The sequence below is a fragment of the Bacillus mobilis genome (assembly GCF_001884045.1).
GTDB lineage: Bacteria > Bacillota > Bacilli > Bacillales > Bacillaceae_G > Bacillus_A > Bacillus_A mobilis.
On the sequence record NZ_MACF01000142.1, the window covers coordinates 53519 to 78607 of the forward strand.

The following is a 25089-nucleotide window of genomic DNA, read 5'->3' on the forward strand; positions in this document are numbered from 1 at the left end:
CCTCATATTTATTCACTTACCGGAAGTACAGCACCTTTATATTCTTTATTAATAAAGTCTTGAATTTCTTTTGAATGCAGTACTTCTACTAATTCTTTAATTTCTTTTTTCTTCTCGTCACCTTTACGAACTGCAATAATATTTGCGTACGGAGAGTCTGATCCTTCAATCGCAATTATTCTTTTACAGGAACAACTGCCCCTTTATATTCTTTAGTAATAAAGTCTTCAATTTCTTTTGAATGTAATACTTCTACAAGCTCTTTAATTGCTTTTTTATCTTTATCACCTTTACGAACCACTAATACGTTTGCGTATGGAGAATCATCGCCTTCAATTGCAATTGCATCTTTTTCTGGGTTTAATTTCGCATCAATTGCATAGTTCGAGTTAATTAAAACAGCGTCGCCTTCTTTATTGTTATACACTTGTGGTAACAAACCAGGCTCAATATCCGTTTTGAACTTTAAGTTTTTCGGATTATCTGCAATATCTTTTGGAGTTGCACTAACTGGATCTACTCCGTCTTTAATTTTTAAAATGCCTTCTTTTTGTAAAATTGCTAAACCACGTCCATGGTCAGTAACGGAATTACTCATAATAATTGTCGCCCCGTCTGGAAGCTCTTTTAAGCTCTTATATTTTTGAGAATATACACCAATTGGTTCTAAATGAATTTTTCCTGCAATTTCAAAATCGTATTTTTTATCTTTTATTTCTTTTTCTAAATACGGAATGTGCTGGAAGTAGTTTGCATCTAAATCCTTATCCGCTAACGATTTATTTGGTAACACGTAGTCTTGGAATTTTTTAATTTCTAACTCAATTCCTTTTTTCTCTAATAAAGGTTTAGCCTTTTCTAAAATAACCGCATGCGGCACGTTAGAAGCCCCTACAACTAGTTTCTTTTCATCTTTATCTTTCCCGCCACAAGCTGCTAACCCAAAAATTGAAGTTGAAATAAGTGCTGTAAGTAATAATTTTTTCATTTGAAACATCCTCCCGTTTTTTTATTATCGTTTATCTATTCGAACCGTTACACGATCACCAATCCACTGAATGAAAAATACAACTAGTAATACACAAATTGTCGCAACGATTGTTACATCGTTATTTCCTCGTTGGAATCCTTCTAAATATGCAAGTGTTCCAAGGCCACCAGCACCAACAACTCCCGCCATTGCTGTATAGCCTACTAAAGCAATTGTCGTAACTGTAATGCCAGATACTAATGCTGGTAATGATTCTGGAATTAGCACTTTTAAAATAATTGTGCTTGTTTTTGCTCCCATCGCTTTTGAAGCTTCGATTACACCTTTATCAATTTCACGAAGTGCAATTTCAACCATTCTCGCGTAAAATGGTGCCGCTCCAATAATTAAAGCCGGCAGTGCTGCACTCGCTCCAAGAATTGTTCCAAGCAGAATCTTTGTGAATGGGATTAATAAAATGATTAAAATGATGAACGGTATCGAACGGAATATATTTACGAACGCTCCAATCGCTGTGTTAACCGTCTTGTTTTCCCATAAATTATCTTTCGCTGTCATAAAGAGTAACAATCCTAAAATTAGTCCTAAAACAAATGTCGCAAGAGCTGCGATTGCCGTCATATATAACGTTTCACCAGTTGCTTCTAACATTTGATTCCAATCAACATTTGCGAGTAATTTATCCATGTGCGATCACCTCCAGCTCTACTTGATCTTGATGTATTCCCTCTATTGCTTGCTGAATCGCCGTTTCCTCACCATTTAAATGAACAACTAAACTACCGTAAGAACCGTTATTCGTTTGTGCGATATTTCCTTGCAAAATGCTAACTTCTATATCACTGCGTTGCATTAATCTTTGAAGTACTGGTCTTTCTACAGCTTCACCGATAAACTGCAAACGAACGACTTTACCATCTGGATACTTTTCAATTAAACTTTCAATCGTTTCATTTGTATCTTCAGAATCCGTTAACTGCTGTACGAATCGTTTCGTAATGTCTTTCTGCGGATTACGGAATACATCAAGTACTGGACCCGTCTCTACAATCTTTCCTTTTTCCATTACCGCCACTCGATTACAAATCTTTCGAATCACGTGCATCTCGTGTGTAATAAGTACAATTGTTAAACCGAGACGCTTATTAATATCTAATAATAAATCTAAAATTTGATCTGTCGTTTCTGGATCAAGAGCTGATGTTGCCTCATCACATAAAAGCACTTGCGGGTTGTTAGCTAACGCTCTTGCAATACCAACGCGTTGCTTTTGTCCTCCGCTCAGCTGAGATGGATACGCGTCTCCTCTTCCTTCTAAACCAACGAGATGAATTAACTCATCAACGCGTTTTCTTCTCGCTGCCCTATCAACACCTGCAATTTCAAGTGGGAATTCAATATTTTCACGTACAGTTCGTGACCAAAGTAAGTTGAAATGCTGGAAAATCATTCCGATTTCTTGCCTTGCCTTACGAAGTTCACTTCCTGTAATTGCTGAAATCACACGATTTGCAATTGTAATTTGGCCTGAAGTTGGTTTCTCTAGCTGATTGAATAATCTGATTAACGAACTTTTCCCAGCCCCACTATATCCGATAACACCAAATATTTCGCCTTTGTCTATTTTTAAATTGGCATTATCTACAGCAGTGACATCACCGCTTTTTGCTTTATATATTTTCTTTACATTCTCTAATAGAATCATGGTGTATCACCCCTTTTTTATTTGGATCGACTCCGCAATTTTTTATGTTTAATGCGTGTAGTCCACCGTTATCACTACTTTTATTATTTGAATGTCCTCCACATTCAAACAATAAAAAAACCTTTCCGCTTTAGAGAAGCAGAAAGGTTTATATGCGTATATAACAACATTATCCCTCTCTCTCATCTCTCAAAGCATTTGCTTTGCAGGAATTGGCACCATTTCAACATAAGTTGACGGTTGCCGGGCTTCACAGGGCACAGTCCCTCCACCTCTCTTGATAAGAGAAATCAGATTACATTTTCGTCTGATTTGTAATTTATGAAATTGTCTATATTTTATGAATTGAATTGTATCAATATCCACACACCATGTCAACAGAAATTTTCGTAAAAAATGAAACTTCAGAATTTTAAGCACCTACTGACATCGGTTTACATATATGAAACATCGATTCGACTAATAGCATCGTTCGGTATGTTCCCGAATATTGCACACGTCCATCGTTCATTAACATTTGCAACCTTACATTGCCGTTCACCAATTGTTTTACATCTTCTTCATCTACACAAACGATTTGCTCCGTTCCTCTTTCCTCATGTAGCAGCTCTATATAATCCCTTGAAATTTGTAGCGAACAACTTTCATCTCCAAAACGGAAATTAACCGTTTTTTCTCCTTGTCTTAAAAGCGGCTCTAAATGATATTGACCATTAGCGTAATTTACAAATGATTGCAGCAAAGAATATAATTTCACCCTAAATCACATCCTTCATATCACTTTCTATTACACATACCATTCCCTCTCACTAAAGAGCAATCCTGTTACTTTCGCTCGACAAATACTGTAACCACACTGCCTCTCGACATATTTCCCGAGAAATATGTCGAGGCGGCAAAAACTTTGCCGCCTACTTTAATTCCTTATATAAATATTCAACCGAATGAAATGCATATATCTTCTTCATGAGTGTCCCATTTTCAAAAACAAGTAAACACGGTACACTTTCGATTCCATACTCTTTCGCTAAATGCGGAGCATAATTTAAATCTAACATTCCAATTTGGAGGTCTCCAATTGTCATCTCAACGACTGTTAACATCTTTTTTGCTAATTGGCATGTTCCACACATTGGAGTATATACATATAACACTGTTTTTTCTTCGTTCTCTATTAGGGCTGTTGCTTCGGCTCCTGTCCAGTCAATCACTTCTATCATTCCTTACCGTAAATATTCTGTATAAACGTCAATGTCAGCTCCCCATAATACATTTGCTAAGTGTGAAGATGGCGCAGTTGCCACTTCTCGGTACGAGCGATCAATATAAATATGCTCTGCTTGCGGAAATTCTTTTCGAAACTGTTTCCTTAACTTTTCTCCAGCATCATCAGCATCCACTAGTACATACACTTCCTTATCAAAAAACTGATCAACGAGCTCATCCATTTTCGACAAACCAATTGTACCATTTGTACAAACAATTTCCACCGGTTCCCGAATAATAGATTCAATCTTTCTTCTATCTGATGTACCTTCTACAATAATGACTTTTTCCACATAAATCATATGTCATCACCCGATCACCATATACTATACAACCTTTAACTTAGTATATAGTATATTCGTTATTTTCATGTTGTTTCCTGTTTATTTTTGCAAAAGAAAAGCGCAAGCGGCTCGTTCAGATTGTGAGGGGGATGGAGCTTCTGACGTAAAGGCGCTTTTTGCCTTGTAGGAAGAAGCGAAGCCACCGAACAATCTAGCCGCTGGAGCTAGACAATGAAAAGCGCAAGCGGCTCGCTCAGAACAAGAGGGCATTGGAACTCCTGAACTAGAGGCGCTCTTTGCCTCAAGTGAAGGAGTGAAATGACCGACTGTTCTAGCCGCTGGAGCTAGATCAAAAAGAAAAGCGGAACCGACTGTTTAGCCATGAAGGGCTAGGAGATGGAGCTGGACAATAAAAACTTAGACGAAAAAGTTTTTTCAAAAAACGTTCTCCTACACAATAATTAGTATATGATTCTACATTCATTATTTTACATCAAATAAAAAAGGACAGCACAAAGGCTGTCCTTTAGTCGACTATAATTAGTCTTGGTTTGTCATTTCTGCATATTTTTCAGCAGTTAATAACTTTTCAACTTGGCTTGCATCAGAAAGTTCAACTTTAACCATCCATGCACCCTCGTATGGAGATTCGTTAACAAGTTCTGGTTGGTCACTTAATTCTTCGTTTACTGCTACAACTTTACCACTTACAGGTGCATATAACTCAGAAACTGTTTTAACAGATTCTACGCTTCCGAATGGCTCGTCAGCTTCGATTGTTGCACCTACTTCAGGAAGTTCAACGAATACGATATCGCCTAGCTCACCTTGTGCAAAGTGAGTAATACCGATAACAACTTCATTACCTTCAGTTTTTACCCATTCGTGTTCTTCAGAGTAACGTAAATTATTTGGAATGCTCATGACTGTACCTCCAGTGAATGTATTAATTATGTAAAAATACCTTATTGGTACTTTTTCCACACACTTTCAAACTGCTCTTCGTTAAAACCAAGTGTTACATTCGTTCCATTTGTTACGATTGGACGTTTAATCAACATGCCATCAGATGCTAAAAGCTCGTACATTTCGTCTTCACTTGCATCCTTTAACTTATCTTTCAGACCAAGTTCACGGTAACGCATTCCACTTGTATTAAAGAATTTTTTTAATGGTAATTCACTTTTTTCATGTAAATTACGTAAATCTTCTTTTGATGGTGGATTTTCAACAATATGAATCATCTCATATGCTACATCGTTTGCCTCAAACCATTTCTTTGCTTTTTGACATGTGCCACACTTTGGATATGAATAAAATGTTACTGTCATAAATTCACCTACTTTTTTACTAACCTTTACCTTTATCATATAGAAAACGTTTTATTATTTCAAACGATTATTCGCTAAACTTTTACTTATTTCGTGATAATTTTTAATAATCCTGCAAATTTTTCTTATTTTTCCGCCATTTGTTAAGAAAAAATAAATATATAATTTTTTTTGATTCTTCTCTTATCACTCGCCGAACATATATCTTAAACAAACGTTTGATTAACTCCCTATTTTTCTTTATTAGCCCTTGATCCGCATCGATTTTTTCCTACCGAACATATATCTTAAACAAACGTTTGATTAATCCTCATTTTTTCTTTGTTAACCCTTGAGCTGTATCGATTTCTTCCTACCGAACATACATCTTAAACAAACGTTTGATTAATCCTCATTTTTTCTTTGTTAACCCTTGAGCTGTATCGATTTTTTCCTACCGAACATATATCTTAAACAAACGTTTATTTAACCATTTCATCCTATAGTCACAAAACCTGGAAACACTTTACATGACAAAGGCGTACAGAGAAAAGGAAATAACGATTTTGACCATAATAGGAGAGTACTCCATGATGTTGAAGAAATTACTGCAAAGAAAAAAGACGCATTTAAATGGATGCGTCTTTTGGCGATGTTTCTTTTGTAAAATCATATAAAGCAATTGCGCCTAAAATAACCAATATACTTTCAGGGGCATCTAACAAAATAGTTCTCCAAGTTTCTGAGACTACCCATTTAATACCTGCCGCTGATTCAAGATATGTTTGAAAATAACTAATTGTAAAATCAATTACAAATAAACATACAAGTAATGTTAGACCAAAACGAATTAATTTCTTGTTTTTAAACATACAACACCTCTCAAAGTTCATTGGATATTTCTGAGTTCAGTTCCTTACATACAAAAATCCTTATATTTAATTTTAACATATTAAATATCCAAATAAATACAATATGCATATTTGCATATTATATTGAAAGTAGTCCATAATTCTGACTAGTACCTCATAAACAATGGTATCATTTGAACCCACTATGTAACCGATTCCTGCATGCGAAATAAAGGAGAAGCCTCGTTTACAGGCTCCTTCTTCATCGACTCAAATAATCTGCAATTGTTTGAAATACGACGATATACATATTATGAATACTTTCTTCAGTATTTCCACCATTCGATAAACCAACTGCCCATTGTTGTCCTTCACCACTTCCGATATTCGCAAAGCCTTGCGTATACATAGCATTTACATCTTTTCGTGCACTGTTATACTCTATCCCTTTTGTAATAAACGTTGAATATGATTTATCTTGCAAACCGATAAAAAACACTGGTTTCTTTAGCGATGAAAATACACTTTTATACTGCTCAGTTGAGGCCTCTTGAAAGTGATCTTGCATGACAAGAAAACCATCCACTTCCTTAGATTTCTTTTCCAGTTCCTCTAACTTTATTTCCTCAAACTTTATATTCCTAAACGTATCTTTCGGTTTCTCTCCAACAACTCCAATTACGAGTGCTCTTCCGTTATATTCTAATTTCTCTCCTTCTTTATCCTTTGCACATCCAGTACTCACTAGGCATATCAATATAAAAAATAAGAAATACGATAAACGCTTCATATAGCACCCTCCCCTTCTTTTCAGTCAAGTGACAAAAACGTAAGGTTCATTCAAGAAAATGTAAGTAAAATCGATAGCTCAAATTACGTTTCTATATTATAATCAATTGAATTTACTTACATTACTAAACATAGGAGATTATCATGAAGAAATTTAAACTTTCATCTTTTCTTCCGTTAAGTTATATACTTCTACTCGTACTCGTAAGTCCCCTTTACGATGTATTAAATAAATCTACTGTTCACGCAGTAGATGTCACAACTGTAGTAGATGATTGGATTCCATTTGTGAAAGCATTTATTATTCCTTATTTACTTTGGTTCCCTTACTTATACGGCGCACTTATTTATTACTGCTTTGCAGATCGAAAACAATATTATGTCACTTTAAGTAGTATCATTCTTGGAAAACTTGCTTGTTTTTCTATTTATTATTTTTGGCAGACAACTGTACCACGTCCAACAGTCGTTGGATCAGACGTATTTTCCGAACTAGTCCGCTATATTTATAGTATCGATCAACCGGTAAACTGTTTCCCTAGCATTCACGTACTTACTACCTTCATCATTATGCTAGCTGCCTTTAGACGTAGAGAACAACATGCTTTTGAATATTATATCCTTATGTTCTTCGGTACGCTTATTATTTTATCAACACTATTTACGAAGCAACACGCGTTTGTAGACGCCATCTCTGGCATGACGCTTGCAAGCATACTTTACTTCGGCGTTCAGTTATTATTAGCAAAAGAAACAGTACGTGTTCCAGTAAAACAAAATCAAAAAATGTAAAAAGCAGACTGTGGCTTTCAGTCTGCTTTTCTCTATATAAAAGGAGATTTTCAATTTAAGATTGCGGTACAGTCATATCACCAGAGTGAATACGACCTGCCTTTTTAAGAGCAATGTAAAGTATATAAGAAACAGCTACTGGAATGATGATATAAGTAATTACCATCGCGGGAACAACTTCCCATCCTTCGCTGGAAATTAAATTAATCGGTGCGATAAGAGAGCTTAATCCAAGACCTGCAATTTCTTTTCCTGCTTCCAGTTGGAAAATCAATGCGGATACAGGACCAACTATAGCACTGGCGACGACAGTTGGGACGAGAATCATTGGATTTTTAGTGATATTTGGCAACTGTACTTTCGGAGTACAAAGCGCCTGAGCTAATATGCCACCTAAATTGTTTTCTTTCGCTGAGATAACAGAGAATCCGATAAACTGAGCAACGCAGCCTGCAAGAGCAGCACCACCTGCAACACCGTCTAAGCTAAGTGCGATCGCTAACGCAGCTGATGAAGCTGGAGAGATAAGTAATAGTCCCCAAACGACTGCAATCACGATAGAAGCAATGAACGGGCTACCAGCTGAGCTATCTTTAATAAATGCTCCAATTGTATTTAAAACAGGAGTAATATTATGAGATAACCAAATACCGACTAAACCAGAACCTAATATGGCCGCAAATGGAACGAGCATCATATCTAATGCAGTTTTACCGCTTAAACGTTTACCAATATATACAGCTAAAGTTGCTGTTAATAATGCACCGATTGGCTCACCTGTTTTAATGATTAGACCTGCTTCAGTAATTGAAATGGATCCGGCACCAATCGCTCCAGCTACCATAGCCGAGAAGATTACAAGACCGTTTGCACCGAGCATAAAAGCAATTCCGGCACCAATGGCTGGTGCCATAAGTGATTTTGCAACAACTCCGATTGTAATAAGCAATGGAATATCAACAATTCTTCCTATATTTTCGATTAGTAAACCAATTCCAAGGGATACGAAAATACCTTGTGCGATTCCAGCTGATGCTTTAAATACACGAGACATTATATATTCCTTCATTTGTTTCACCTTCTCCTATAAGTTAGTAACCAATTGTTTTCATATAATCACGTAAAATATCGTTTGATTTTGCGAATCGAGATTCTTCATCCTCTGTTAAGTTTAGTTCTACAATTTCTTTTATACCGTCTCTAGTAATAATAGCTGGTACTCCTGTACAAATATCGTATTCACCGTACTCCCCATCTAAAATGGCTGATACAGCAATGACACGGTGATCATCGTTAAAGATCGAACTCGCAATATATGCTAGAGAGTTTCCGATGCCGTAATAAGTAGTGCCTTTTCGTTTGTAAATTTCCCATCCAGCTTTTGCAGTCTTCTCAACAATTTCATCTAAATCTATTTCACCAAATTTGTCTTTTTTCTCTTCTAAAATTTGTAGAATTGGCTTTCCACCAACAGTTACGTGAGACCAAGCAACCATTTGAGAATCACCGTGTTCTCCTAATGAATACCCATGAATGCTACGAGGATCTACATGTAACATTTCAGATAAAATTGTTCGTAAGCGAGAAGAATCTAGTGATGTACCAGTACCGATTACACGATTTCTAGGTAATCCAGATAATTTCCACACTTGATATGTAATAATATCAACTGGGTTCGATGCAAGTAAGAAAATACCATCAAATCCACTTTCCATTACGCCGCCAACAACACTTTCCATAATCTTCGCACTCGCTCCTAAAGTATCTAAGCGACTTTGCCCAGGCTTTGGTGCTGGTCCTGCTGTAATAATAACGATGTCCATATCTTTGCAGTCTTCATAGCTTCCTGCATATACTTTTGTTCTTGTATTTGTAAAGTTAATGCAGTGTGATAAATCCATTGCTTCCCCAACTGCACGTTCATGATTTATATCAATTAATAATAGCTCTTCGCAAATGCCTTGATTCACAATGGAATATGCACAACTTGATCCAACTAATCCAGTACCGATAATTGCAATTTTTCTTGTATTTCGTTTCATAGCAATCTCTCCTAATTGATCATATAATCTATTTCTTTTGTTCTTTACACTCCTAATTATAGAGATTCCCACGATATAAACCATGGATACTTTGTGAAATATTGAGCAAACTTTTGTCCTTTTTGTGAATTGTCATATTCCATTTTCGTCATATTTGTTACAACTGGAAAAATATTTATCATGTATTTATTGACATACCCAAAACAAAAAAACGAGCGACTTCATTCGCTCGTTTTTTCATCCCATTATTCCGCACTTAATTGGCTTTTTAATTGCTGGACAATCATTGGATTCGCAGGTGCAGCTGGTTTATAATAACTTTTTTGCTTTGCGTACTCATACATATTACGTTGACGCATCTCATCTTGATTACGAATTTGAATTAACGTTTGATGTAACTGTTCGTTATCAGACTGAGAAATATAATTTGCATAACTTGTTAAACTTGCATTTAACCCTGCTAAATAATCATTTACCATATCTTTTTCATTCATCTGTCGCTTCCTCCTATCCTAGGAAAGTCATTAATTGCTGTTTCGTATTTCTTGCATCTTGCGCATCCTTTTGTAGCATTTGTTTCAACTCTGGATCTGTACACGTCTGTGCATACTGCTCCAACTTGTTAATAATTGTTGCGTGTCCACCGATTAAATGACGTAAGTTTTCTACTTCAAGCTCTGTTAAGTTTTGCATAGAATACTCCTACCTTTCTTTGTTCGTTCACTGTTAGTATTTAGCTATTTTTTGATTGTATGCATGAATTAACTTTTTTACGTGCATACAAAATAAAAGATGAATAGCTAAGCCATTCATCTTTTATACTGGTTATGTATTCATTTTTATAGAGATACAATCATACTTATACTCACAAGTAAGTTCCATACAATGTGTAAAATAATACTAGGTATAACAGATTGCGTCTTTTTGTATAACATAGCCAATACAATCCCCATAATCGTTGCTGTAATTAGAAGACCTCCATGAAGAATCCCAAAAATGAAGGAAGAAATAATAATACCAACTAAAAAATTATATTTCCTTTCTAGAAATCGATATAAAATACCTCGAAATAGAATTTCTTCTTTAACCGGTGTAATTATAGCAACACTTAATACATATATAATACTTTGTATGCTATTTTGAATCCTTAAGCTTCCTAATTGTTCCTTCTGTTCTGCTGCACTTTCGAAACTAAACACATGTAACATTAAATATTGTGATAACGCAATGATAATAAAACCAATTAATAGATATAAATATGTCTTCCCATTCTTCAAAACGGATACATCCCAAATAGATTTAATAAAATGAAGAACTGGTTTATAAGCTAATAAAATAATAGCAACAACAGCTGCATCAAATAAGAGTAAATAATATCCTTCTAAATTAGTACTTAATACTTCTTCTCCATAAATCTCAAAGGCTAAACCAAGGAATAATCCTCCTAGGAGTGAAATCCCTATAATCATTGCTATCATTACAAATAGGTTTTTATATGTTATATTCTCTATTTCTCTTTCCACACTATACGCTTCTAACACTGTTTTACTCACAGTATCCCTCCAGTTATTCTCATTTACCTTAATAAAATCCTTTAATTGAAATATAAAGATAATATAACAAAATTTCCAAAAAGAATAATATGCAATTTTACATATTATGAAAGCTTTGCATTCTATAGTTTTAGGAATCAAATTGCTATACAATAATTATTGTATGAAATTTCAAAAAAGACCTTCTATCCACCATAGCCCTCGTATCATATAAAACTGATTAGTTAAAGGAGCAATGAACATGAAAACACATGACTTCCTTACAGAAATCCAGAAGGGTTCTGAGCCTAGTCCATATCAAGATCCCATCGCATTCAGTTTCGTTTGCTTTTTCTTAGCGATATATACATTTTTCAAACCTGCAAAATGATATCCTTTAACGAGAAAAAGCCTACCGTTCTTTTAAAATCATATGTACTAAAAAACCTTAGAATCACTTCTAAGGTTTTTGTTTGCCTTGCTTCTTATTCACGTAATCCTTTAATAAACGTTTCCAATAATACATGTAAACTTGTATCTAAATCTAATGGCAGACCAAATCGACCTTGCTGTTCAATCGACGCAAATCCATGACAAATACTTCTGAATCCACGTGTCGCATGAAGTGCATTCTCTCCTTCTAAGCCGTACTGTTGTAAAACATGAAGACAAAGATTTACAATTCCGTCACCTGCTTTTCTTACTTCTTCATCTCTTAAAAAGGTTGCTTCATACAGCCCAGGATGTTTGCGTACGAATGCTACATATGCTTCTCCTAAAGCATGAATTGCTTCGTCCATACGTTTACCCTCAGCCGCTTCTTCCAGTCTGTTATGCAGCTGTTTGATTCCGTACATACCAAGATTTTTCCGTACATCTTGTAAACCTTTCACATGATTGTATAGCGAGGGTGAACGTACCCCTAATGTTTGCGCTAATGATGCTAACGTTACTTCTTGTATTCCATTTTCATCCGCAATTTCTACCGCTGTTTCTACAATTTTCTGTAATGTAAGTCCGATTCTCGGTGACATCAATTAACCCTCTTTTCTACTTTCTATATTCCGCTTAGCTTCCTTAATAGCAATTTTTATTGCAGTGCCTGGGTCCTTTATCATTTTTCCATGTCCTGCCGCAAGCAAGGAAGGCTCATATTCGCTTAACTTCTCTGCACTTTGTAATGATATTTCTTTGCTCCACGTTGCCATCGCAGGAAACGGAAACCAAAATTTCATTTGTCCCGAAACAGCCATACCTCCTCTTGTTTGGAATGCATCCCCGACAATAAGAACTTTATTCCGTACATCAAGAAACGACATGGAGCCTGGCGTATGTCCCGGTGTCATAATCGCAAGAAGCGATCCAACTCGGTCGCCATCTTCCAATAACACATCAGGGACCGTTTTTACTTTTTTAGGTACACCACCTTTTATCGGTATATTCGGTTCATCCTTTTGTAACGTCGTATCTCCTTCTAACAGCTTTGCGTCCCGCTTAGAAATATAGACTGGAACATTAGGAAGTACTTCCTTTAATGCGTCTAATGCACCGATGTGATCATCATGCGCATGCGTTAATACAATCTTAGTAATGGGTTTCCCTATGTTCTCAGCCGCCTGTAAAATACCTTTTGCGCTATATGGCAAAGCCGCATCAATTAAAGTTAAACCATCTTCTTCCTCCACAAAGTAACAATTCACAGGAAACACTCTTGGTAAAAATGACAATTGATATACCGTTTTTTCATGTATCATTCTCATATTTCCATCTCCCTTTTCACGAAAACTAATACCATTAGTTTCATTATACTAATGGTATTAGTTTTATGTCACTAAAAATTTCATTTTTACAAAAAAAAAGAAAAGTAGCCGTTTATACGACTACTTTTCTTTACAACTATTAAACTGTGTAACGCTCATCTTCTAAAATTTTCGCAGCGATTTCACGTTTTTTCGGAATTACGTTAAGTGGTGTGTGGCGAGTTAATTTACGTAATGATGATAACATCATGCGTAGCATGTCGCCGTTTTCAACTGCGATAAGTGTTTCTTTCGCATCTGCTTCGATTTCATTGAATGCTTCTTGGCAGAATACTTCAGTGTATAACACTTTTTGTTTATTCTTTTCAAGACCAGTTGTTTTAATTGCTTTTTCTGTACGAAGAACAGCTGACTCCATCGCGTATAGGTTGCTTACGATGTCAGCGATATTCACAAGAATTTCTTGCTCTTTATCTAATGCTTTACCGTATTTTTGAGCAGCTAATCCAGCTACCATTAAGCCGATTTTCTTCGCGTTAGTTACTAAATATTTTTGAAGTGCTAATGGCTCATCGCCTACTTCTTCTGGCATCATCATCATTAACTCTTCTTGTAATTTTTGTGCTTTTTGAAGAAGTGGTAATTCACCTTTCATCGCTTTACGTAAGAACGTACCTGGTACGATTAGGCGGTTAATTTCGTTCGTTCCTTCAAAAATACGGTTAATACGAGAATCGCGGTACATTCTTTCAATCTCGTACTCTGCCATAAATCCGTAACCACCGTGAATTTGAACACCTTCATCTACTGTATAATCTAATACTTCAGAACCGAATACTTTATTTAAAGAGCACTCGATTGCATATTCAGCGATAGAAGCTGCTACTGCTTTACCGTCTTTTACTTCTTCTTCAGATAATGTGCTCATGCGGCTTTCAAATAAACCTACTGTACGGTATACAGAGCTTTCAGCTGCATATGTTTTCGCTGCCATATTCGCAAGTTTCTCTTGAATTAATGGGAAGCGAGCGATTGGTTGTTTGAACTGTTGACGTTGGTTTGCATATTGTGCTGAAATTTCTACTGCACGTTTCGCAGATCCAACTGTACCAACACCTAATTTATAACGACCGATATTTAAAATGTTGAACGCGATAATATGACCTTTACCGATTTCACCAAGTAAGTTTTCTTTCGGTACTAATGCATCTTCTAAAATTAACGTACGAGTTGATGAACATTTAATACCCATTTTCTTTTCTTCTGGGCTTGTAGATACACCAGCATATTCTTTCTCTACGATAAATGCTGAGAAGTGCTCTCCATCAATTTTTGCGTATACAATAAATACGTCAGCGAATGCAGAGTTTGTAATCCACTGTTTTTCACCATTTAATACGTAATGTGTACCTTCTGCATTTAAACGTGCAGTTGTTTTTGCACCTAATGCATCAGATCCTGAACCTGGCTCAGTTAATGCGTATGCAGCTAATTTTTCACCAGTTGCAAGTAATGGTAAATACTTTTTCTTTTGCTCTTCGTTACCGAATAATACGATTGGTAAAGATCCGATACCTACGTGAGCACCGTGAGTAATTGCAAAACCACCAGCGCGAGAGAATTTCTCTGCGATTAACGCTGAGCTTACTTTATCAAGGCCAATTCCGCCGTACTCTTCTGGTACGTCAGCGCCTAATAAACCAAGTTCCCCGGCTTCTTTTAAAAGACGAACAGAACGATCAAACTCGTGTTGCTCTAAATATTCAAGCTCTGGAAGAACTTCATTTACGATAAAGTCCTCTGTCGTTTTCGCAATCATTTTATGCTCAGATGAAAAATCTTCTGGCGTAAACACTTGATCAATCGTAATCTCATCAACTAAAAAGCTACCGCCTTTAACCGCACTTCCTACTGTTTTTTCCATGAAAATTTCCTCCTTCATATTTTCATGAGCCGCTTCTCTCATTTTGAAAGAAGCTAGCTCTCCCTTTTATTTTTTATAAACCTTTATTGCTTCCATTCTTCATAATCCAGTTCCAGTGGCTAAAACAGTCGGTCGTTTCACCCCTTCCTGTGAGGCAAAAAGCGCCTCTTCGTCAGGGCTTCCAACGCCCTCCTGTTCTGAGCAAGCCACTTCCACTTTTTTTCAATCCAGTTCCAGCGGCTAGAATGTTCGGTGGCTTCGCTTCTTCCTGCGAGGCAAAGAGCGCCTCTACGTCTGAAGCTCCATCCCCCTCACATTCCGAGCGAGCCGCTTCCACTTTTTTTATAGTAATTCAAACACTCCTGCTGCTCCCATTCCGCCGCCGATACACATTGTTACGATACCGAATTGTTGGTTGCGGCGTTTCATTTCGTGAATAAGAGATAGTGTTAGTTTTGCTCCTGTACAGCCAAGTGGATGTCCAAGTGCGATTGCACCGCCGTTTACGTTTACTTTTTCTTCATCTAAACCAAGTTCACGAATAACTTGGATCGATTGAGAAGCGAATGCTTCATTTAGTTCGAATAGGCCGATATCAGATAGCTCTAAGCCAGCTAATTTTAACGCCTTTGGAATTGCAGCGATTGGACCGATTCCCATTACTTCTGGTGGTACGCCAGCTACTGCGAATGAACGGAATTTCGCAAGTGGTTTCATACCATCACTCACTGCTTTTTCACGATCCATTAATAGTACAGATGCTGCACCGTCACTCATTTGTGAAGAGTTACCAGCTGTTACAGAACCGCGAACATTAAATGCTGGACGTAATTTACCTAAAATGTCTAGCGTCGTTTCTGCTCTTACACCTTCGTCTTGTGCGAAAATGATTGTTTCTTCTTGCAGTTTATTGTTTGATCCAACAGTACGTAACGTTACATCTACAGATACTGTTTCATCAGCGAAGTTACCTGCAGCTAATGCTTGCGCAGCACGTTGATGACTTCTTACTGCAAATGCATCTTGCTCTTCACGAGAAATTCCATATTTCACAGCAACTTGCTCTGCTGTATGTCCCATGCCCATATAATATTCTGGAGCCGCTTCTACAAGGCGACTATTCGGACGAACAACGTGTCCCATCATCGGAACTAAACTCATTGATTCCGCTCCGCCTGATAATACCGCTTCCGAATGACCAAGCATAATGCGCTCTGCTCCGTAAGCGATACTTTGTAAACCTGAAGAACAGTAACGGTTAATCGTAATAGCTGGAACATCGTAAGAAAGTCCCGCTAATCCGCCGATATTACGAGCCATATTTAAACCTTGCTCTGCTTCTGGCATTGCACAACCGAAAATTAAATCATCGATTGGTCCTTCATAATTCGCACGCTTTAACGTTTCTTTTACTACTAACGCCCCTAGATCGTCAGGACGAACTGTTTTTAATGAACCCCTCTTTGCTTTTCCAATTGGTGTTCTTGCTCCCGCAACAATGACAGCTTCTCTCATGAACGATATCTCCCCTCGTTATTAGTTACGTAATGGCTTTCCTTTTACAAGCATGTGCTGCATTCTTGCTTGTGATTTCATCTCACTTACTAAGCTAATAAATGCCTCACGTTCTACATCTAATAAATACTGCTCATCAACTTCTGTTCCGTACGGTACTTTTCCGCCCGCAATGACATATGCAAGTTTCTTCGCAATGTGAAGATCATGTTCAGAAATGTAACCTGATAAATGCATTGCTTCTGCACCAAGTACAAGCGTTGCATAGCCTGTTTCACCAACAACTGGAATCTTTTTGCGAATCGGTGCTTTATAACCCGCTTCATATAAAGAAAGTGCTTTTTGTTTCGCATCATATAGTAAGTGATCACCATTCACACTAATACCGTCTTTATCACCTAAGAAGTTATTCGATACAGCTTCTTGTGCTGATGTAGAAACTTTCGCCATCGCTACAGATTCGAATACTTTATTCGCAACTTTTTGCAGATCAAACTCTACACCGTTTGGCATTTGGTTTAAGTGTTTAATGTATAGCTCTTTATTACCGCCTCCGCCAGGGATTAAGCCAACACCAACTTCTACTAAGCCCATATATGTTTCACTAGAAGCTTGAATGCTCGCTGCTGGTAAGCATACTTCTGTACCTCCGCCAAGCGTCATACCATATGGAGCTGCTACAACTGGCTTAGAAGAGTATTTAATTTTCGTCATTGCATCTTGGAAGTTTTTCACAACCCACTCAATTTCAAAGTAGTTGTCATCTTGTGCTTCCATTAAGATCATTGCTAAGTTCGCACCAACGCAGAAGTTCTTCGATTGGTTACCGATAACAAGACCTTTATAATTCTTTTCTACTTCATCAACAGCGTAGTTAATCATTTGCGTAATATCCATACCAATTGCATTGCTCTTCGAATGGAATTCTAAGCAAAGGATGCCGTCACCTAAATCAATTAAGCTCGCTCCGCTATTTTTCTTTAATACACCATTTTTCGCTTTTAATTGTTTAAGCGAAATTGCCTTTTTATTACGTTCGATTAGCTTATATTCGCCATTATCGTAATAGTAGCTATCTCCGTTATCATGTTTGTAGAAAGTAGTGAAACCTTTCTCTACCATTTCTTTCACCCAAGTCGGAACAACTACGCCGTTTTCTTCCATCTTTTGAACGGACTTTTCAACGCCGATTGCATCCCAAACTTCAAATGGTCCTTGCTCCCAGCCGAAGCCCCACTTCATCGCTTGGTCAATTGCAACGATATCGTCAGCAATTTCTTTATGAAGTTTTGCAGAGTATAAAAGAGTCGGTGTAATGATGTTCCATAACAACTCTCCTGCGCGGTCTTTCGCGTATACAAGCGCTTTCAATTTATTCGATAAACCTTTTTCTTGTTTACTTAACTCGATAGATGCAGCTTTTAATTTTTTGCGTGCTTCATATTCCATCGTTTCAGGATTTAATTCTAAAATTTCTTTTCCTTGTTTTAAGAAGAAGCCTTGACCTGTCTTGCTTCCAAGCCATTTTTTATCAAGCATGTCATGCATGAAAGCTGGTACTTTAAATACATCACGCTCTTCTTCTTGTACGTTTTCATATACGTTATTTGCAACGTGTACGAATGTATCTAAACCAACAACATCTAATGTACGGAACGTTGCGCTCTTCGGACGACCAATAAGTGGGCCTGTTACAGAATCAACTTCCCCAATGCTATAGCCGCGTTTTATCATCTCTTGAAGAGTTACTAATAAACCGTACGTACCGATGCGGTTTCCAATAAAGTTTGGTGTGTCTTTTGCGATAACAACGCCTTTTCCAAGAACGTCTTCGCCAAATAATTTCATGAAGCTTAATACTTGTGGATCTGTTTCTTTCGTCGGTATTACCTCTAGAAGTTTTAAATATCGTGGTGGGTTAAAAAAGTGTGTACCTAAGAAGTGTTTCTGGAAGTCGTCTGAACGACCTTCTGCCATTTTTTCTACTGAAATGCCTGACGTATTCGAGCTTACAATAGAACCCGGTTTACGAACAGCATCTACTTTTTCAAATAGTTTCTTTTTAATATCTAAGTTTTCAACTACTACTTCAATAATCCAATCAACATCAGCTAGACGCTCAAGATCATCTTCTAAGTTACCTGCTTCAATCAGTGCTAGATTTCCTTTCACTGTCAGAGGAGCTGGTTTTTGCTTTAATAGTTTTTGTACAGCCGTATTACTAAAACGATTTCTCACACTTTTATGTTCTAATGTAAGTCCCTTCGCTTCCTCTTCTTTTGTTAGCGCAGGTGGTACAATATCAAGCAATAATGTCGGAATACCAATATTAGCTAAGTGTGCCGCAATCCCTGAACCCATTACGCCTGAACCTAGAACAGCAGCCTTTTTAATTTGGAACATCCAATTCTCCCCCTATTCTTGAATGAATGCTCATTCAATTTTTCGACATAAGTCGCAATCAATGAGTGAGCCTCTACTAATAAATATATGATACAGTTTGAATTTTCGCAATATATTTATTGATAAAATTTTCTGAAATAAATATTTTTCTTTTATTTGCCCATGCTATATGTATGTATTTTCTTCACTCAAATACACTTTTCCTTTTTATAATCTGACGAAACTGGAGGAATATATATGGCAAAACTTAAGAAGAACCCTTCAAAAGCTGGAATTAGTGCAGCAAGTGTAACCGGAAATGCAGGTCCGCATAATCACGGTGTGGAAAAGGGCCGTCAAGGTAATAACCAACAATACAAGAAGCATAATATGGGCGAAAAATAACGGTATATTTTTGGGCAGAAAACGTGGCATAATGGGTAATGGCTGCTTTTTCTGCCCAATTTATTTGTACATATGGAAAACAAAAGAGGGAACGATGATGAAACGAACAATAGTTATGATTGTAATGATTGCTACACTATTTACAGGGATGATTTTCTTCTCTTACGCCCAAAGACAACAAGCTGTAAGAGCCGATCAACCCAGCATCACTGGACAATACGCCATTACAATCGATGCAGACACAGGTGAAATTTTGTATGGAAAACGAGAAGACGAACGCTCTTATCCGGCTAGTATAGCCAAAATGATGACAACCCTTCTTGTACTAGAGAATGTAAAAGAAGATGAAGAAATTACGATTACAGAGAACGCAATTAAAACAGAAAGTCAAAGTAAGAAAATTAAACTTCGTGCTGGGGAAAAGTTAAAGCGTGATGAGGCATTAAAACTGATGCTTATCATTAGTGCAGACCCAATAGCCGAATCCATCGCAGAACATATCGCAGGATCAAAAAATGAATTTGTAAAAATGATGAATGCTAGAGCGAAGGAACTTGGTACAAAGCATGCGACTTTCAAAAATGCAAGTGGCGCTGATGCACTCGGAAATAAAGTATCACCATATGACATTGCTATGATTACGAAAGAAGCATTAAAGTACCCAGTTGTTTTAGAATATATGAATTCAACACGTACAACTCTACATACTTCAGAACGCTCTCCAAACATCGCAAACTATGGACGAGAAGAACTATATGACGATCCATATGCAATTGGAAGTAAAAGCGGTCTATCAGCACTCGGAAAATATACGGTCGTAACAGTGGATGAAAAAGACGGTAAACGCGTCATTAATGTTGTATTATCTTCTACTCGCACGCAACTATATCCTGATACAAAAAAAATGGCACATTACGCATTTCAGCAATTAAAATAACCAAGGAGTATTTTCTCCTTGGTTATTTTTTAACCATACCTTTTAATACGAACGCAACGTTTGCTGGACGCTCTGCTAGACGACGCATGAAGTAGCCATACCAGTCGTTTCCATAAGGTACGTAAACACGCATCTTGTAACCTTCTTTTACTAGCTCAAGTTGACGCTCATTACGAATACCATATAACATCTGGAATTCAAATTGGTCTCTTGGAATGTTGTGTTCTTCGGCAAGTTTTTTCGTATATTCAATAATCGCTTCGTCATGTGAAGCAATTGCAGTATAATTTCCATTTAATAAGTGCATTTTAATAATTTTTTTATAGTTATCATCTACATCTTTCTTATCCGGGAACGCTACCTCTTCAGGTTCTTTATAAGCTCCTTTTACAAGACGTAAATTCGGACTATAAGCATTTAATTCTTCCATATCTTTTTCTGTACGATAAAGGTAGGCTTGAATAACTGTACCAATATTATCGTATTCAGATTTTAATTGTTTAAAGATCTCAATTGTTTTCCCACAGCGCGTATAGTCTTCCATATCAATTGTAATAAACACACCATTTTCTTTTCCAGCTTCTAAAATACGGCGCATATTGTTCATTACGATTTCATCAGAGATATCTAATCCCATAGAAGTCATTTTTAAAGAAAGCTGTGAATTAAGACCTTCTCTTCCAATTGCACGAATCGCTTCAATCGATTCGCTAGCCATTTCATTTGCTTCCGCTTCGTTATCAACGAATTCACCTAAATAATCGATCGTTACACAAAGACCTTGCTTATTTAATGCTTTAATTGCAGCTGTCGCTAATTCAATCGTTTCCCCTGCGACAAAGCGACCTGCACCAAAGCGTAAACCGTACTTTTTAGCCAGTTTTGTTAGCGCTTTATTTTTTGACAAGAAAAGAAACGAATTTCGCATTAATTGTTCCATGTAATTCACCCCTATGACTGTGATTTATCTGTTTTTTACCCCTCTTCAAAATTATATCACTGTTTAAAATTATTGGATACAAATAATTATTTAGATAATTTATAAAATACTATAAAAACATTTAAAACCCTATATTTTCGCTTATAAATATGTAGGAAATATTTTTCGACATTTAGAAAAAACGAATTTACTAGGCACAAAATAAGCATGTCGAAAATATTCGACATGCTTATAAAACCCTTTATATTCCATGTAAATTATATAAGGATATTAATACAGAAAACTTGAGATTATATTTATCTCAAGTTTTTTTATTGCTCATTTCTCTTCTCTTCATTCAGCCTTTTAATATCTGTAATTAACTGCACCATCTCTTCTTTCGCATCAGGGTAAGTCTCATTCCAATGCTTCACTAAAGCCGGCATCGTCTTAGCTATGTAAGAATACAGTGCCCACTTCTGCACCTGTTCTTTTCTCTCTTCATTGCTCTCTCCAAGTAATAGTTCCGTGTATTTCTCTAACAACCCATCAAATTGTTCGTTAAACTTTTCACTCATCTTATCTACCTCCTATATGAAAAAAGCAGCGGAGGTCGCTGCTTTTTCTTATAATTTTGATCGAACAGAGTTTAATTTCTTCTCCATTGTGCTTACTTTATCACGACGATCATCGATACGAATTGTTGTCGCAACGCGCTGTGCACCTTTCGTATATGGAACTTCATGCATTTGTTGAATAACTTCTAGAATGACAGGAAGATCTCCTTCAATAATTGTATTCATTGGTGTTAATTGATATTTCACGCGATCTGCATTTTTCTCTAACACCTTTTGTACTTCTGCTACATATTCACTAACACTTGGATTACCCGTTCCTACTGGAATAATCGATACGTCAACAATTGCCATAGTAGTCTTCCTCCTATTACTTGCTTCTTATATATCCATTGTCTATTTTACCGAAATACTCATCATTTTACTAATTTGTTATTCCTCTATTTTAAATTGCTCAACTAATCTTTCTAAGTCTCTCATGTGCTCCGTCAAACTTTCCATCGTATGAGCTACCTTTTCTAGATGATTCACTTGAGATTCAGTTGCAGCATTTACCTCTTCCGAAACAGCTGCGCTTTCTTGACTCGTACCAGCAATTGTATGCATTACCGTTGTAATTTCTCCTTGCTCATGACCAATGTTATATACCTCTTCTACAATTTGTTCCACTGAAGTACTAATTGTATTTACAACTGACATAATTGTACGGAATTCCGTTTCTGCCTCTGTCGTAACTTTATTTTGTATATCCGCAATGTCTTTCAACTTACTTACAACTTCTACAACTCGTCTTACCTCTACTTGTACATCACCAATCATCGTCGCAATTTCTACTGTTGCATCTTTTGATTGTTCCGCTAATTTCCGAACTTCTTCAGCAACAACAGCAAACCCTTTACCTTGTTCACCTGCACGCGCCGCCTCAATTGAAGCGTTTAAAGCAAGTAAATTCGTTTGATCCGAAATACCTTTTATAAGCTCTACAACATTTTGAATCGATCCAACTCTTTGCTCTAACTTTCCGGAGGCTTCCTCTGTATGAACAACAATCGAAGATGACTGGCCCCTTGTACGAACTAAATTACGCATCGTATTTAATCCTTGCTTAGATGCCTCTTCAGCTTTGCCAGCCACTCCTTTTATTTCACCAACGGATTGATTCATTTGTTCCACTGACTGCGCCATATTCTCGAGCTGCTCTGAAACTTCATCTACACTATTAGCAAGAGTAGACGCTCCTCCGCTCACATCATCCATTGCACCTGACACTTCTCTACTAGCAGCTACAGTTTCAGTCGTTAAATAATGTAGATTATTCGTTGATTGCTGCACTGTTGATACACTATTTTTAATTTTGCTTACCATTTCATTCATTTGCTCAACCATATGATTAAAGTGATTCGTCAGCTCTCCAACTTCATCCTTACTAGTCACTTTCATTTGCAACGTTAAATCACCTTCTGCTACTTTTTGAACGTGATTCGTTAATAGTTGCAACGGTCTTGCTAACCTTCTTGAGAACAAGTATGAAGCTACGATTCCAACTAATAAGCTAATACATGCCATTATAAGGACTGTATTTCTTGTACTATTTAATAGCCCATCAATCGTTTCTTTCGGATAAAAAATTCCTATTTTCCATTTCATCAAATCAAATGACTGGCTATAAACAACTACATCTTCACCTTTTAATGTAGTAACAGCATATTTTGTTACCTCTTTATTTAAACTCTTCACAAGTGGCTCTTTCGAAACATCTTTCCCTATTTTCTCTGGGTAAACAAGAGCCATACTTTTATCATTTATAATAAACATTTCTCCGCCATTATTGTATTGAATATTATGAAGTAACTTCTGAATTGTTCCAAGTGATACATCCATCGCAACAACACCTAATACAGATCCATCTTGAGCTGTAATTGCTTTAGAAACTCCCACGCTTAACTTACCTGTTGCAATTTCATACATAGGTTGTCCCCAGTGAACCTTTTTCACATCAGCTTCTGAGTCTTTATACCATGGTCTTGTCGTTGGATCATATCCTTCTGGCACTTGTCCACCTTCAGCAAGATTGGCACTTAATGTTTTTTTATCTTTCGTACCAATATATAAGTCTAAAATGCCAGGATGATTCTTTTTGTACTCCGAAAACTCTTTCGTCAAAAACGCTTCTTCTTCTGGAGTAACTCCGTCTTGAAGTATATTACGAACCATCTCACTGTTCGCATAATATCCCATATCTTCATCCGTTCTTTGAACAAATGTCGTAAGTTGCTCTGTCACAAGATCCATCGTATTTTGAGAATACTGGTCTAAGGAGCGCACTTCCTTCTCTTTCTGTAATTGATACATAGCTGTACCTAATATTACAAACATCATAGAAATAAGCACCGAAAATACTACTGCAATTTTTAAACGTAAACTTCTCAACATCTTCCCCCAAGCATCCCGATACAATAAACTTAACTAAATCTATACAATTCAATCAAATTTACACAAGTTAGTGCTTCAAAGTGTTCTCGCAACCCCGAAGGGACGAGGGGTATAACACTCCACACGAGGCAGTATCGTTACCTCCTATTATCAAGCATTTATTTTACCCATCTTGATAAATTTATCGAAGCATTCAAATCTCTATCGTGATGGCTATTGCATGAAACACAACACCACTCACGTATTTTTAAACTCCACTGTCCTTCTGGTTGAACTGAATGGTCGTATTTTACTCCGCAACATGAGCAAATCTTGCTTGAAGCGAACCATTTATCAGCTTTTACATACGCAATGCCGTACTTCTCGCACTTGTATGATAAACATTGAAAGAAGAAGTTTAATTTTTGAAATGAAAATGCTTTCGATAGTTTTTTGTTTTTTAACAGGTTTGAGATAGGTAAGTCTTCCACAACAATCCTCATTGGTTTGGTTTTCACCAATTTCGCTGTTGCTTGATGGATATGGTTATTTCGGATATTCGTAATTTTCCTAGATAACCGCAGGTGCTCAACTTTCGCTTTTTCATATCCGGCAGATTGAATCTTTACACCTTTTTTAAATCTCCTAGACATATCTCTTTGCGCTGACTTTTTCCTTTTCAAAAGTTTTTTAACCTT

Annotated in this window: 29 protein-coding genes and 1 riboswitch; of the genes, 3 read left to right on the forward strand and 26 right to left on the reverse strand. The window is 36.8% G+C overall.

Translation table 11 applies throughout. The features are described 5' to 3' along the window. Positions 1-8: 8 nt before the first annotated feature. From BAQ44_RS31890 to BAQ44_RS27940, 11 genes are all read right to left on the reverse strand, one after another. Positions 9-179: a MetQ/NlpA family ABC transporter substrate-binding protein gene (locus BAQ44_RS31890; RefSeq protein WP_116758428.1), complete on the reverse strand. Its 171-nt coding sequence runs from the start codon at positions 177-179 to the stop codon at positions 9-11. After that, positions 176-988 carry a methionine ABC transporter substrate-binding lipoprotein MetQ gene (metQ, locus tag BAQ44_RS27890; RefSeq protein ID WP_016085693.1) on the reverse strand — a complete coding sequence of 271 codons (813 nt, stop codon included), beginning with the start codon at positions 986-988 and terminating at the stop codon, positions 176-178. The genes BAQ44_RS31890 and metQ overlap by 4 nt, the downstream gene beginning before the upstream one ends. A 24-nt stretch (positions 989-1012) precedes the next feature. Continuing rightward, positions 1013-1678, reverse strand: a complete 666-nt coding sequence (locus BAQ44_RS27895) for a methionine ABC transporter permease (protein WP_061678021.1) — start codon at positions 1676-1678, stop codon at positions 1013-1015. Beyond that, complete coding sequence (locus tag BAQ44_RS27900; protein ID WP_071724960.1) at positions 1671-2696, reverse strand: methionine ABC transporter ATP-binding protein; 1026 nt, start codon at positions 2694-2696, stop codon at positions 1671-1673. Before BAQ44_RS27900 ends, BAQ44_RS27895 begins: the two co-directional genes overlap by 8 nt. Positions 2697-2875: 179 nt before the next feature. Beyond that, a riboswitch (SAM riboswitch) is annotated at positions 2876-2983 on the reverse strand. A gap of 125 nt (positions 2984-3108) precedes the next feature. Next, positions 3109-3453 carry a hypothetical protein gene (locus BAQ44_RS27905; protein WP_000781217.1) on the reverse strand — a complete coding sequence of 115 codons (345 nt, stop codon included), beginning with the start codon at positions 3451-3453 and terminating at the stop codon, positions 3109-3111. 154 nt (positions 3454-3607) lie between these two features. Then, positions 3608-3916, reverse strand: a complete 309-nt coding sequence (locus tag BAQ44_RS27910) for a thioredoxin family protein (protein ID WP_084669665.1) — start codon at positions 3914-3916, stop codon at positions 3608-3610. Between the two features lie 3 nt (positions 3917-3919). Next, positions 3920-4264, reverse strand: coding sequence for a toprim domain-containing protein (locus tag BAQ44_RS27915; RefSeq protein WP_000640869.1), 345 nt, complete (start codon positions 4262-4264; stop codon positions 3920-3922). A gap of 522 nt (positions 4265-4786) precedes the next feature. Next, entirely contained in the window at positions 4787-5170 is a 384-nt protein-coding gene (gene gcvH / locus BAQ44_RS27920; RefSeq protein WP_000026896.1) for a glycine cleavage system protein GcvH, read from the reverse strand. A gap of 41 nt (positions 5171-5211) precedes the next feature. Beyond that, on the reverse strand, positions 5212-5577 hold the full coding sequence (locus tag BAQ44_RS27925) for an arsenate reductase family protein (protein WP_000218969.1): 366 nt from the start codon (positions 5575-5577) through the stop codon (positions 5212-5214). A gap of 608 nt (positions 5578-6185) precedes the next feature. Continuing rightward, positions 6186-6428, reverse strand: a complete 243-nt coding sequence (locus BAQ44_RS27930) for a DUF3937 family protein (RefSeq protein WP_063260502.1) — start codon at positions 6426-6428, stop codon at positions 6186-6188. A 241-nt stretch (positions 6429-6669) separates the two neighbouring features. Continuing rightward, a complete protein-coding gene (locus tag BAQ44_RS27940) occupies positions 6670-7197 on the reverse strand; it encodes a hypothetical protein (RefSeq protein WP_071724965.1) in 528 nt (175 codons plus the stop codon). A 143-nt stretch (positions 7198-7340) separates the two neighbouring features. Between BAQ44_RS27940 and BAQ44_RS27945 the strand changes: the two genes are divergently transcribed. Continuing rightward, the gene (locus BAQ44_RS27945; RefSeq protein WP_071724968.1) at positions 7341-7988 is read left to right on the forward strand and encodes a phosphatase PAP2 family protein; all 648 of its coding nucleotides are present in this window, start codon (positions 7341-7343) and stop codon (positions 7986-7988) included. A 55-nt stretch (positions 7989-8043) separates the two neighbouring features. Here BAQ44_RS27945 and BAQ44_RS27950 read toward each other — a convergent pair whose 3' ends face one another. From BAQ44_RS27950 to BAQ44_RS28000, 10 genes are all read right to left on the reverse strand, one after another. Continuing rightward, complete coding sequence (locus BAQ44_RS27950) at positions 8044-9057, reverse strand: PTS sugar transporter subunit IIC (protein ID WP_000666174.1); 1014 nt, start codon at positions 9055-9057, stop codon at positions 8044-8046. Between the two features lie 22 nt (positions 9058-9079). Next, entirely contained in the window at positions 9080-10030 is a 951-nt protein-coding gene (locus BAQ44_RS27955) for an L-lactate dehydrogenase (protein WP_071724970.1), read from the reverse strand. 245 nt (positions 10031-10275) lie between these two features. Next, the gene (locus tag BAQ44_RS27965; RefSeq protein ID WP_001002992.1) at positions 10276-10524 is read right to left on the reverse strand and encodes a spore coat protein; all 249 of its coding nucleotides are present in this window, start codon (positions 10522-10524) and stop codon (positions 10276-10278) included. Between the two features lie 13 nt (positions 10525-10537). Then, complete coding sequence (locus BAQ44_RS27970; RefSeq protein WP_001180553.1) at positions 10538-10723, reverse strand: hypothetical protein; 186 nt, start codon at positions 10721-10723, stop codon at positions 10538-10540. 146 nt (positions 10724-10869) lie between these two features. After that, the gene (locus tag BAQ44_RS27975) at positions 10870-11583 is read right to left on the reverse strand and encodes a CPBP family intramembrane glutamic endopeptidase (protein ID WP_071724972.1); all 714 of its coding nucleotides are present in this window, start codon (positions 11581-11583) and stop codon (positions 10870-10872) included. A gap of 464 nt (positions 11584-12047) precedes the next feature. Beyond that, the gene (locus BAQ44_RS27980) at positions 12048-12596 is read right to left on the reverse strand and encodes a TetR/AcrR family transcriptional regulator (protein ID WP_071724974.1); all 549 of its coding nucleotides are present in this window, start codon (positions 12594-12596) and stop codon (positions 12048-12050) included. A gap of 3 nt (positions 12597-12599) precedes the next feature. Then, positions 12600-13322, reverse strand: a complete 723-nt coding sequence (locus BAQ44_RS27985; RefSeq protein WP_071724976.1) for an MBL fold metallo-hydrolase — start codon at positions 13320-13322, stop codon at positions 12600-12602. Between the two features lie 139 nt (positions 13323-13461). Beyond that, on the reverse strand, positions 13462-15246 hold the full coding sequence (locus tag BAQ44_RS27990; RefSeq protein ID WP_000416298.1) for an acyl-CoA dehydrogenase FadE: 1785 nt from the start codon (positions 15244-15246) through the stop codon (positions 13462-13464). A gap of 342 nt (positions 15247-15588) precedes the next feature. After that, positions 15589-16761 carry an acetyl-CoA C-acetyltransferase gene (locus BAQ44_RS27995; protein WP_063260496.1) on the reverse strand — a complete coding sequence of 391 codons (1173 nt, stop codon included), beginning with the start codon at positions 16759-16761 and terminating at the stop codon, positions 15589-15591. A 21-nt stretch (positions 16762-16782) separates the two neighbouring features. Beyond that, positions 16783-19164 (reverse strand): 3-hydroxyacyl-CoA dehydrogenase/enoyl-CoA hydratase family protein, encoded by a 2382-nt coding sequence (locus BAQ44_RS28000; protein ID WP_071724978.1) that lies wholly within the window; start codon positions 19162-19164, stop codon positions 16783-16785. Between the two features lie 237 nt (positions 19165-19401). On the opposite strand from BAQ44_RS28000, the gene BAQ44_RS28005 reads away from it, so the two are divergent. Together BAQ44_RS28005 and BAQ44_RS28010 are read left to right on the forward strand one after the other, a co-directional pair. Continuing rightward, on the forward strand, positions 19402-19548 hold the full coding sequence (locus BAQ44_RS28005) for a YuzL family protein (protein ID WP_001096344.1): 147 nt from the start codon (positions 19402-19404) through the stop codon (positions 19546-19548). Between the two features lie 97 nt (positions 19549-19645). Then, entirely contained in the window at positions 19646-20485 is an 840-nt protein-coding gene (locus BAQ44_RS28010; RefSeq protein WP_071724980.1) for a D-alanyl-D-alanine carboxypeptidase family protein, read from the forward strand. A 22-nt stretch (positions 20486-20507) separates the two neighbouring features. On the opposite strand, the gene BAQ44_RS28015 is transcribed toward BAQ44_RS28010, so the two are convergent. The 5 genes from BAQ44_RS28015 to BAQ44_RS28035 form a co-directional block, all read right to left on the reverse strand. Beyond that, positions 20508-21425, reverse strand: coding sequence for a proline dehydrogenase family protein (locus BAQ44_RS28015; RefSeq protein ID WP_000436767.1), 918 nt, complete (start codon positions 21423-21425; stop codon positions 20508-20510). Positions 21426-21736: 311 nt separating this feature from the next. Continuing rightward, positions 21737-21982 carry a YusU family protein gene (locus BAQ44_RS28020; protein ID WP_001290594.1) on the reverse strand — a complete coding sequence of 82 codons (246 nt, stop codon included), beginning with the start codon at positions 21980-21982 and terminating at the stop codon, positions 21737-21739. 48 nt (positions 21983-22030) lie between these two features. After that, on the reverse strand, positions 22031-22333 hold the full coding sequence (locus BAQ44_RS28025; RefSeq protein WP_001018860.1) for an MTH1187 family thiamine-binding protein: 303 nt from the start codon (positions 22331-22333) through the stop codon (positions 22031-22033). A gap of 78 nt (positions 22334-22411) precedes the next feature. Further along, positions 22412-24412 (reverse strand): methyl-accepting chemotaxis protein, encoded by a 2001-nt coding sequence (locus BAQ44_RS28030; protein ID WP_071724982.1) that lies wholly within the window; start codon positions 24410-24412, stop codon positions 22412-22414. Positions 24413-24570: 158 nt separating this feature from the next. Further along, a partial coding sequence (locus tag BAQ44_RS28035) for an RNA-guided endonuclease InsQ/TnpB family protein (protein WP_145925757.1) occupies positions 24571-25089 on the reverse strand: 519 nt, incomplete at its 5' end.

Coding starts and splice junctions, on each gene's coding strand:
- metQ (WP_016085693.1), bottom strand. CDS start 988: ATGAAAAAATTATTACTTACAGCACTTATTTCAACTTCAATTTTTGGG.
- BAQ44_RS27895 (WP_061678021.1), bottom strand. CDS start 1,678: ATGGATAAATTACTCGCAAATGTTGATTGGAATCAAATGTTAGAAGCA.
- BAQ44_RS27900 (WP_071724960.1), bottom strand. CDS start 2,696: ATGATTCTATTAGAGAATGTAAAGAAAATATATAAAGCAAAAAGCGGT.
- BAQ44_RS27910 (WP_084669665.1), bottom strand. CDS start 3,916: ATGATAGAAGTGATTGACTGGACAGGAGCCGAAGCAACAGCCCTAATA.
- BAQ44_RS27915 (WP_000640869.1), bottom strand. CDS start 4,264: ATGATTTATGTGGAAAAAGTCATTATTGTAGAAGGTACATCAGATAGA.
- gcvH (WP_000026896.1), bottom strand. CDS start 5,170: ATGAGCATTCCAAATAATTTACGTTACTCTGAAGAACACGAATGGGTA.
- BAQ44_RS27925 (WP_000218969.1), bottom strand. CDS start 5,577: ATGACAGTAACATTTTATTCATATCCAAAGTGTGGCACATGTCAAAAA.
- BAQ44_RS27930 (WP_063260502.1), bottom strand. CDS start 6,428: ATGTTTAAAAACAAGAAATTAATTCGTTTTGGTCTAACATTACTTGTA.
- BAQ44_RS27940 (WP_071724965.1), bottom strand. CDS start 7,197: ATGAAGCGTTTATCGTATTTCTTATTTTTTATATTGATATGCCTAGTG.
- BAQ44_RS27945 (WP_071724968.1), top strand. CDS start 7,341: ATGAAGAAATTTAAACTTTCATCTTTTCTTCCGTTAAGTTATATACTT.
- BAQ44_RS27950 (WP_000666174.1), bottom strand. CDS start 9,057: ATGAAGGAATATATAATGTCTCGTGTATTTAAAGCATCAGCTGGAATC.
- BAQ44_RS27955 (WP_071724970.1), bottom strand. CDS start 10,030: ATGAAACGAAATACAAGAAAAATTGCAATTATCGGTACTGGATTAGTT.
- BAQ44_RS27965 (WP_001002992.1), bottom strand. CDS start 10,524: ATGAATGAAAAAGATATGGTAAATGATTATTTAGCAGGGTTAAATGCA.
- BAQ44_RS27970 (WP_001180553.1), bottom strand. CDS start 10,723: ATGCAAAACTTAACAGAGCTTGAAGTAGAAAACTTACGTCATTTAATC.
- BAQ44_RS27980 (WP_071724974.1), bottom strand. CDS start 12,596: ATGTCACCGAGAATCGGACTTACATTACAGAAAATTGTAGAAACAGCG.
- BAQ44_RS27985 (WP_071724976.1), bottom strand. CDS start 13,322: ATGAGAATGATACATGAAAAAACGGTATATCAATTGTCATTTTTACCA.
- BAQ44_RS27990 (WP_000416298.1), bottom strand. CDS start 15,246: ATGGAAAAAACAGTAGGAAGTGCGGTTAAAGGCGGTAGCTTTTTAGTT.
- BAQ44_RS27995 (WP_063260496.1), bottom strand. CDS start 16,761: ATGAGAGAAGCTGTCATTGTTGCGGGAGCAAGAACACCAATTGGAAAA.
- BAQ44_RS28000 (WP_071724978.1), bottom strand. CDS start 19,164: ATGTTCCAAATTAAAAAGGCTGCTGTTCTAGGTTCAGGCGTAATGGGT.
- BAQ44_RS28005 (WP_001096344.1), top strand. CDS start 19,402: ATGGCAAAACTTAAGAAGAACCCTTCAAAAGCTGGAATTAGTGCAGCA.
- BAQ44_RS28010 (WP_071724980.1), top strand. CDS start 19,646: ATGAAACGAACAATAGTTATGATTGTAATGATTGCTACACTATTTACA.
- BAQ44_RS28015 (WP_000436767.1), bottom strand. CDS start 21,425: ATGGAACAATTAATGCGAAATTCGTTTCTTTTCTTGTCAAAAAATAAA.
- BAQ44_RS28020 (WP_001290594.1), bottom strand. CDS start 21,982: ATGAGTGAAAAGTTTAACGAACAATTTGATGGGTTGTTAGAGAAATAC.
- BAQ44_RS28025 (WP_001018860.1), bottom strand. CDS start 22,333: ATGGCAATTGTTGACGTATCGATTATTCCAGTAGGAACGGGTAATCCA.
- BAQ44_RS28030 (WP_071724982.1), bottom strand. CDS start 24,412: ATGTTGAGAAGTTTACGTTTAAAAATTGCAGTAGTATTTTCGGTGCTT.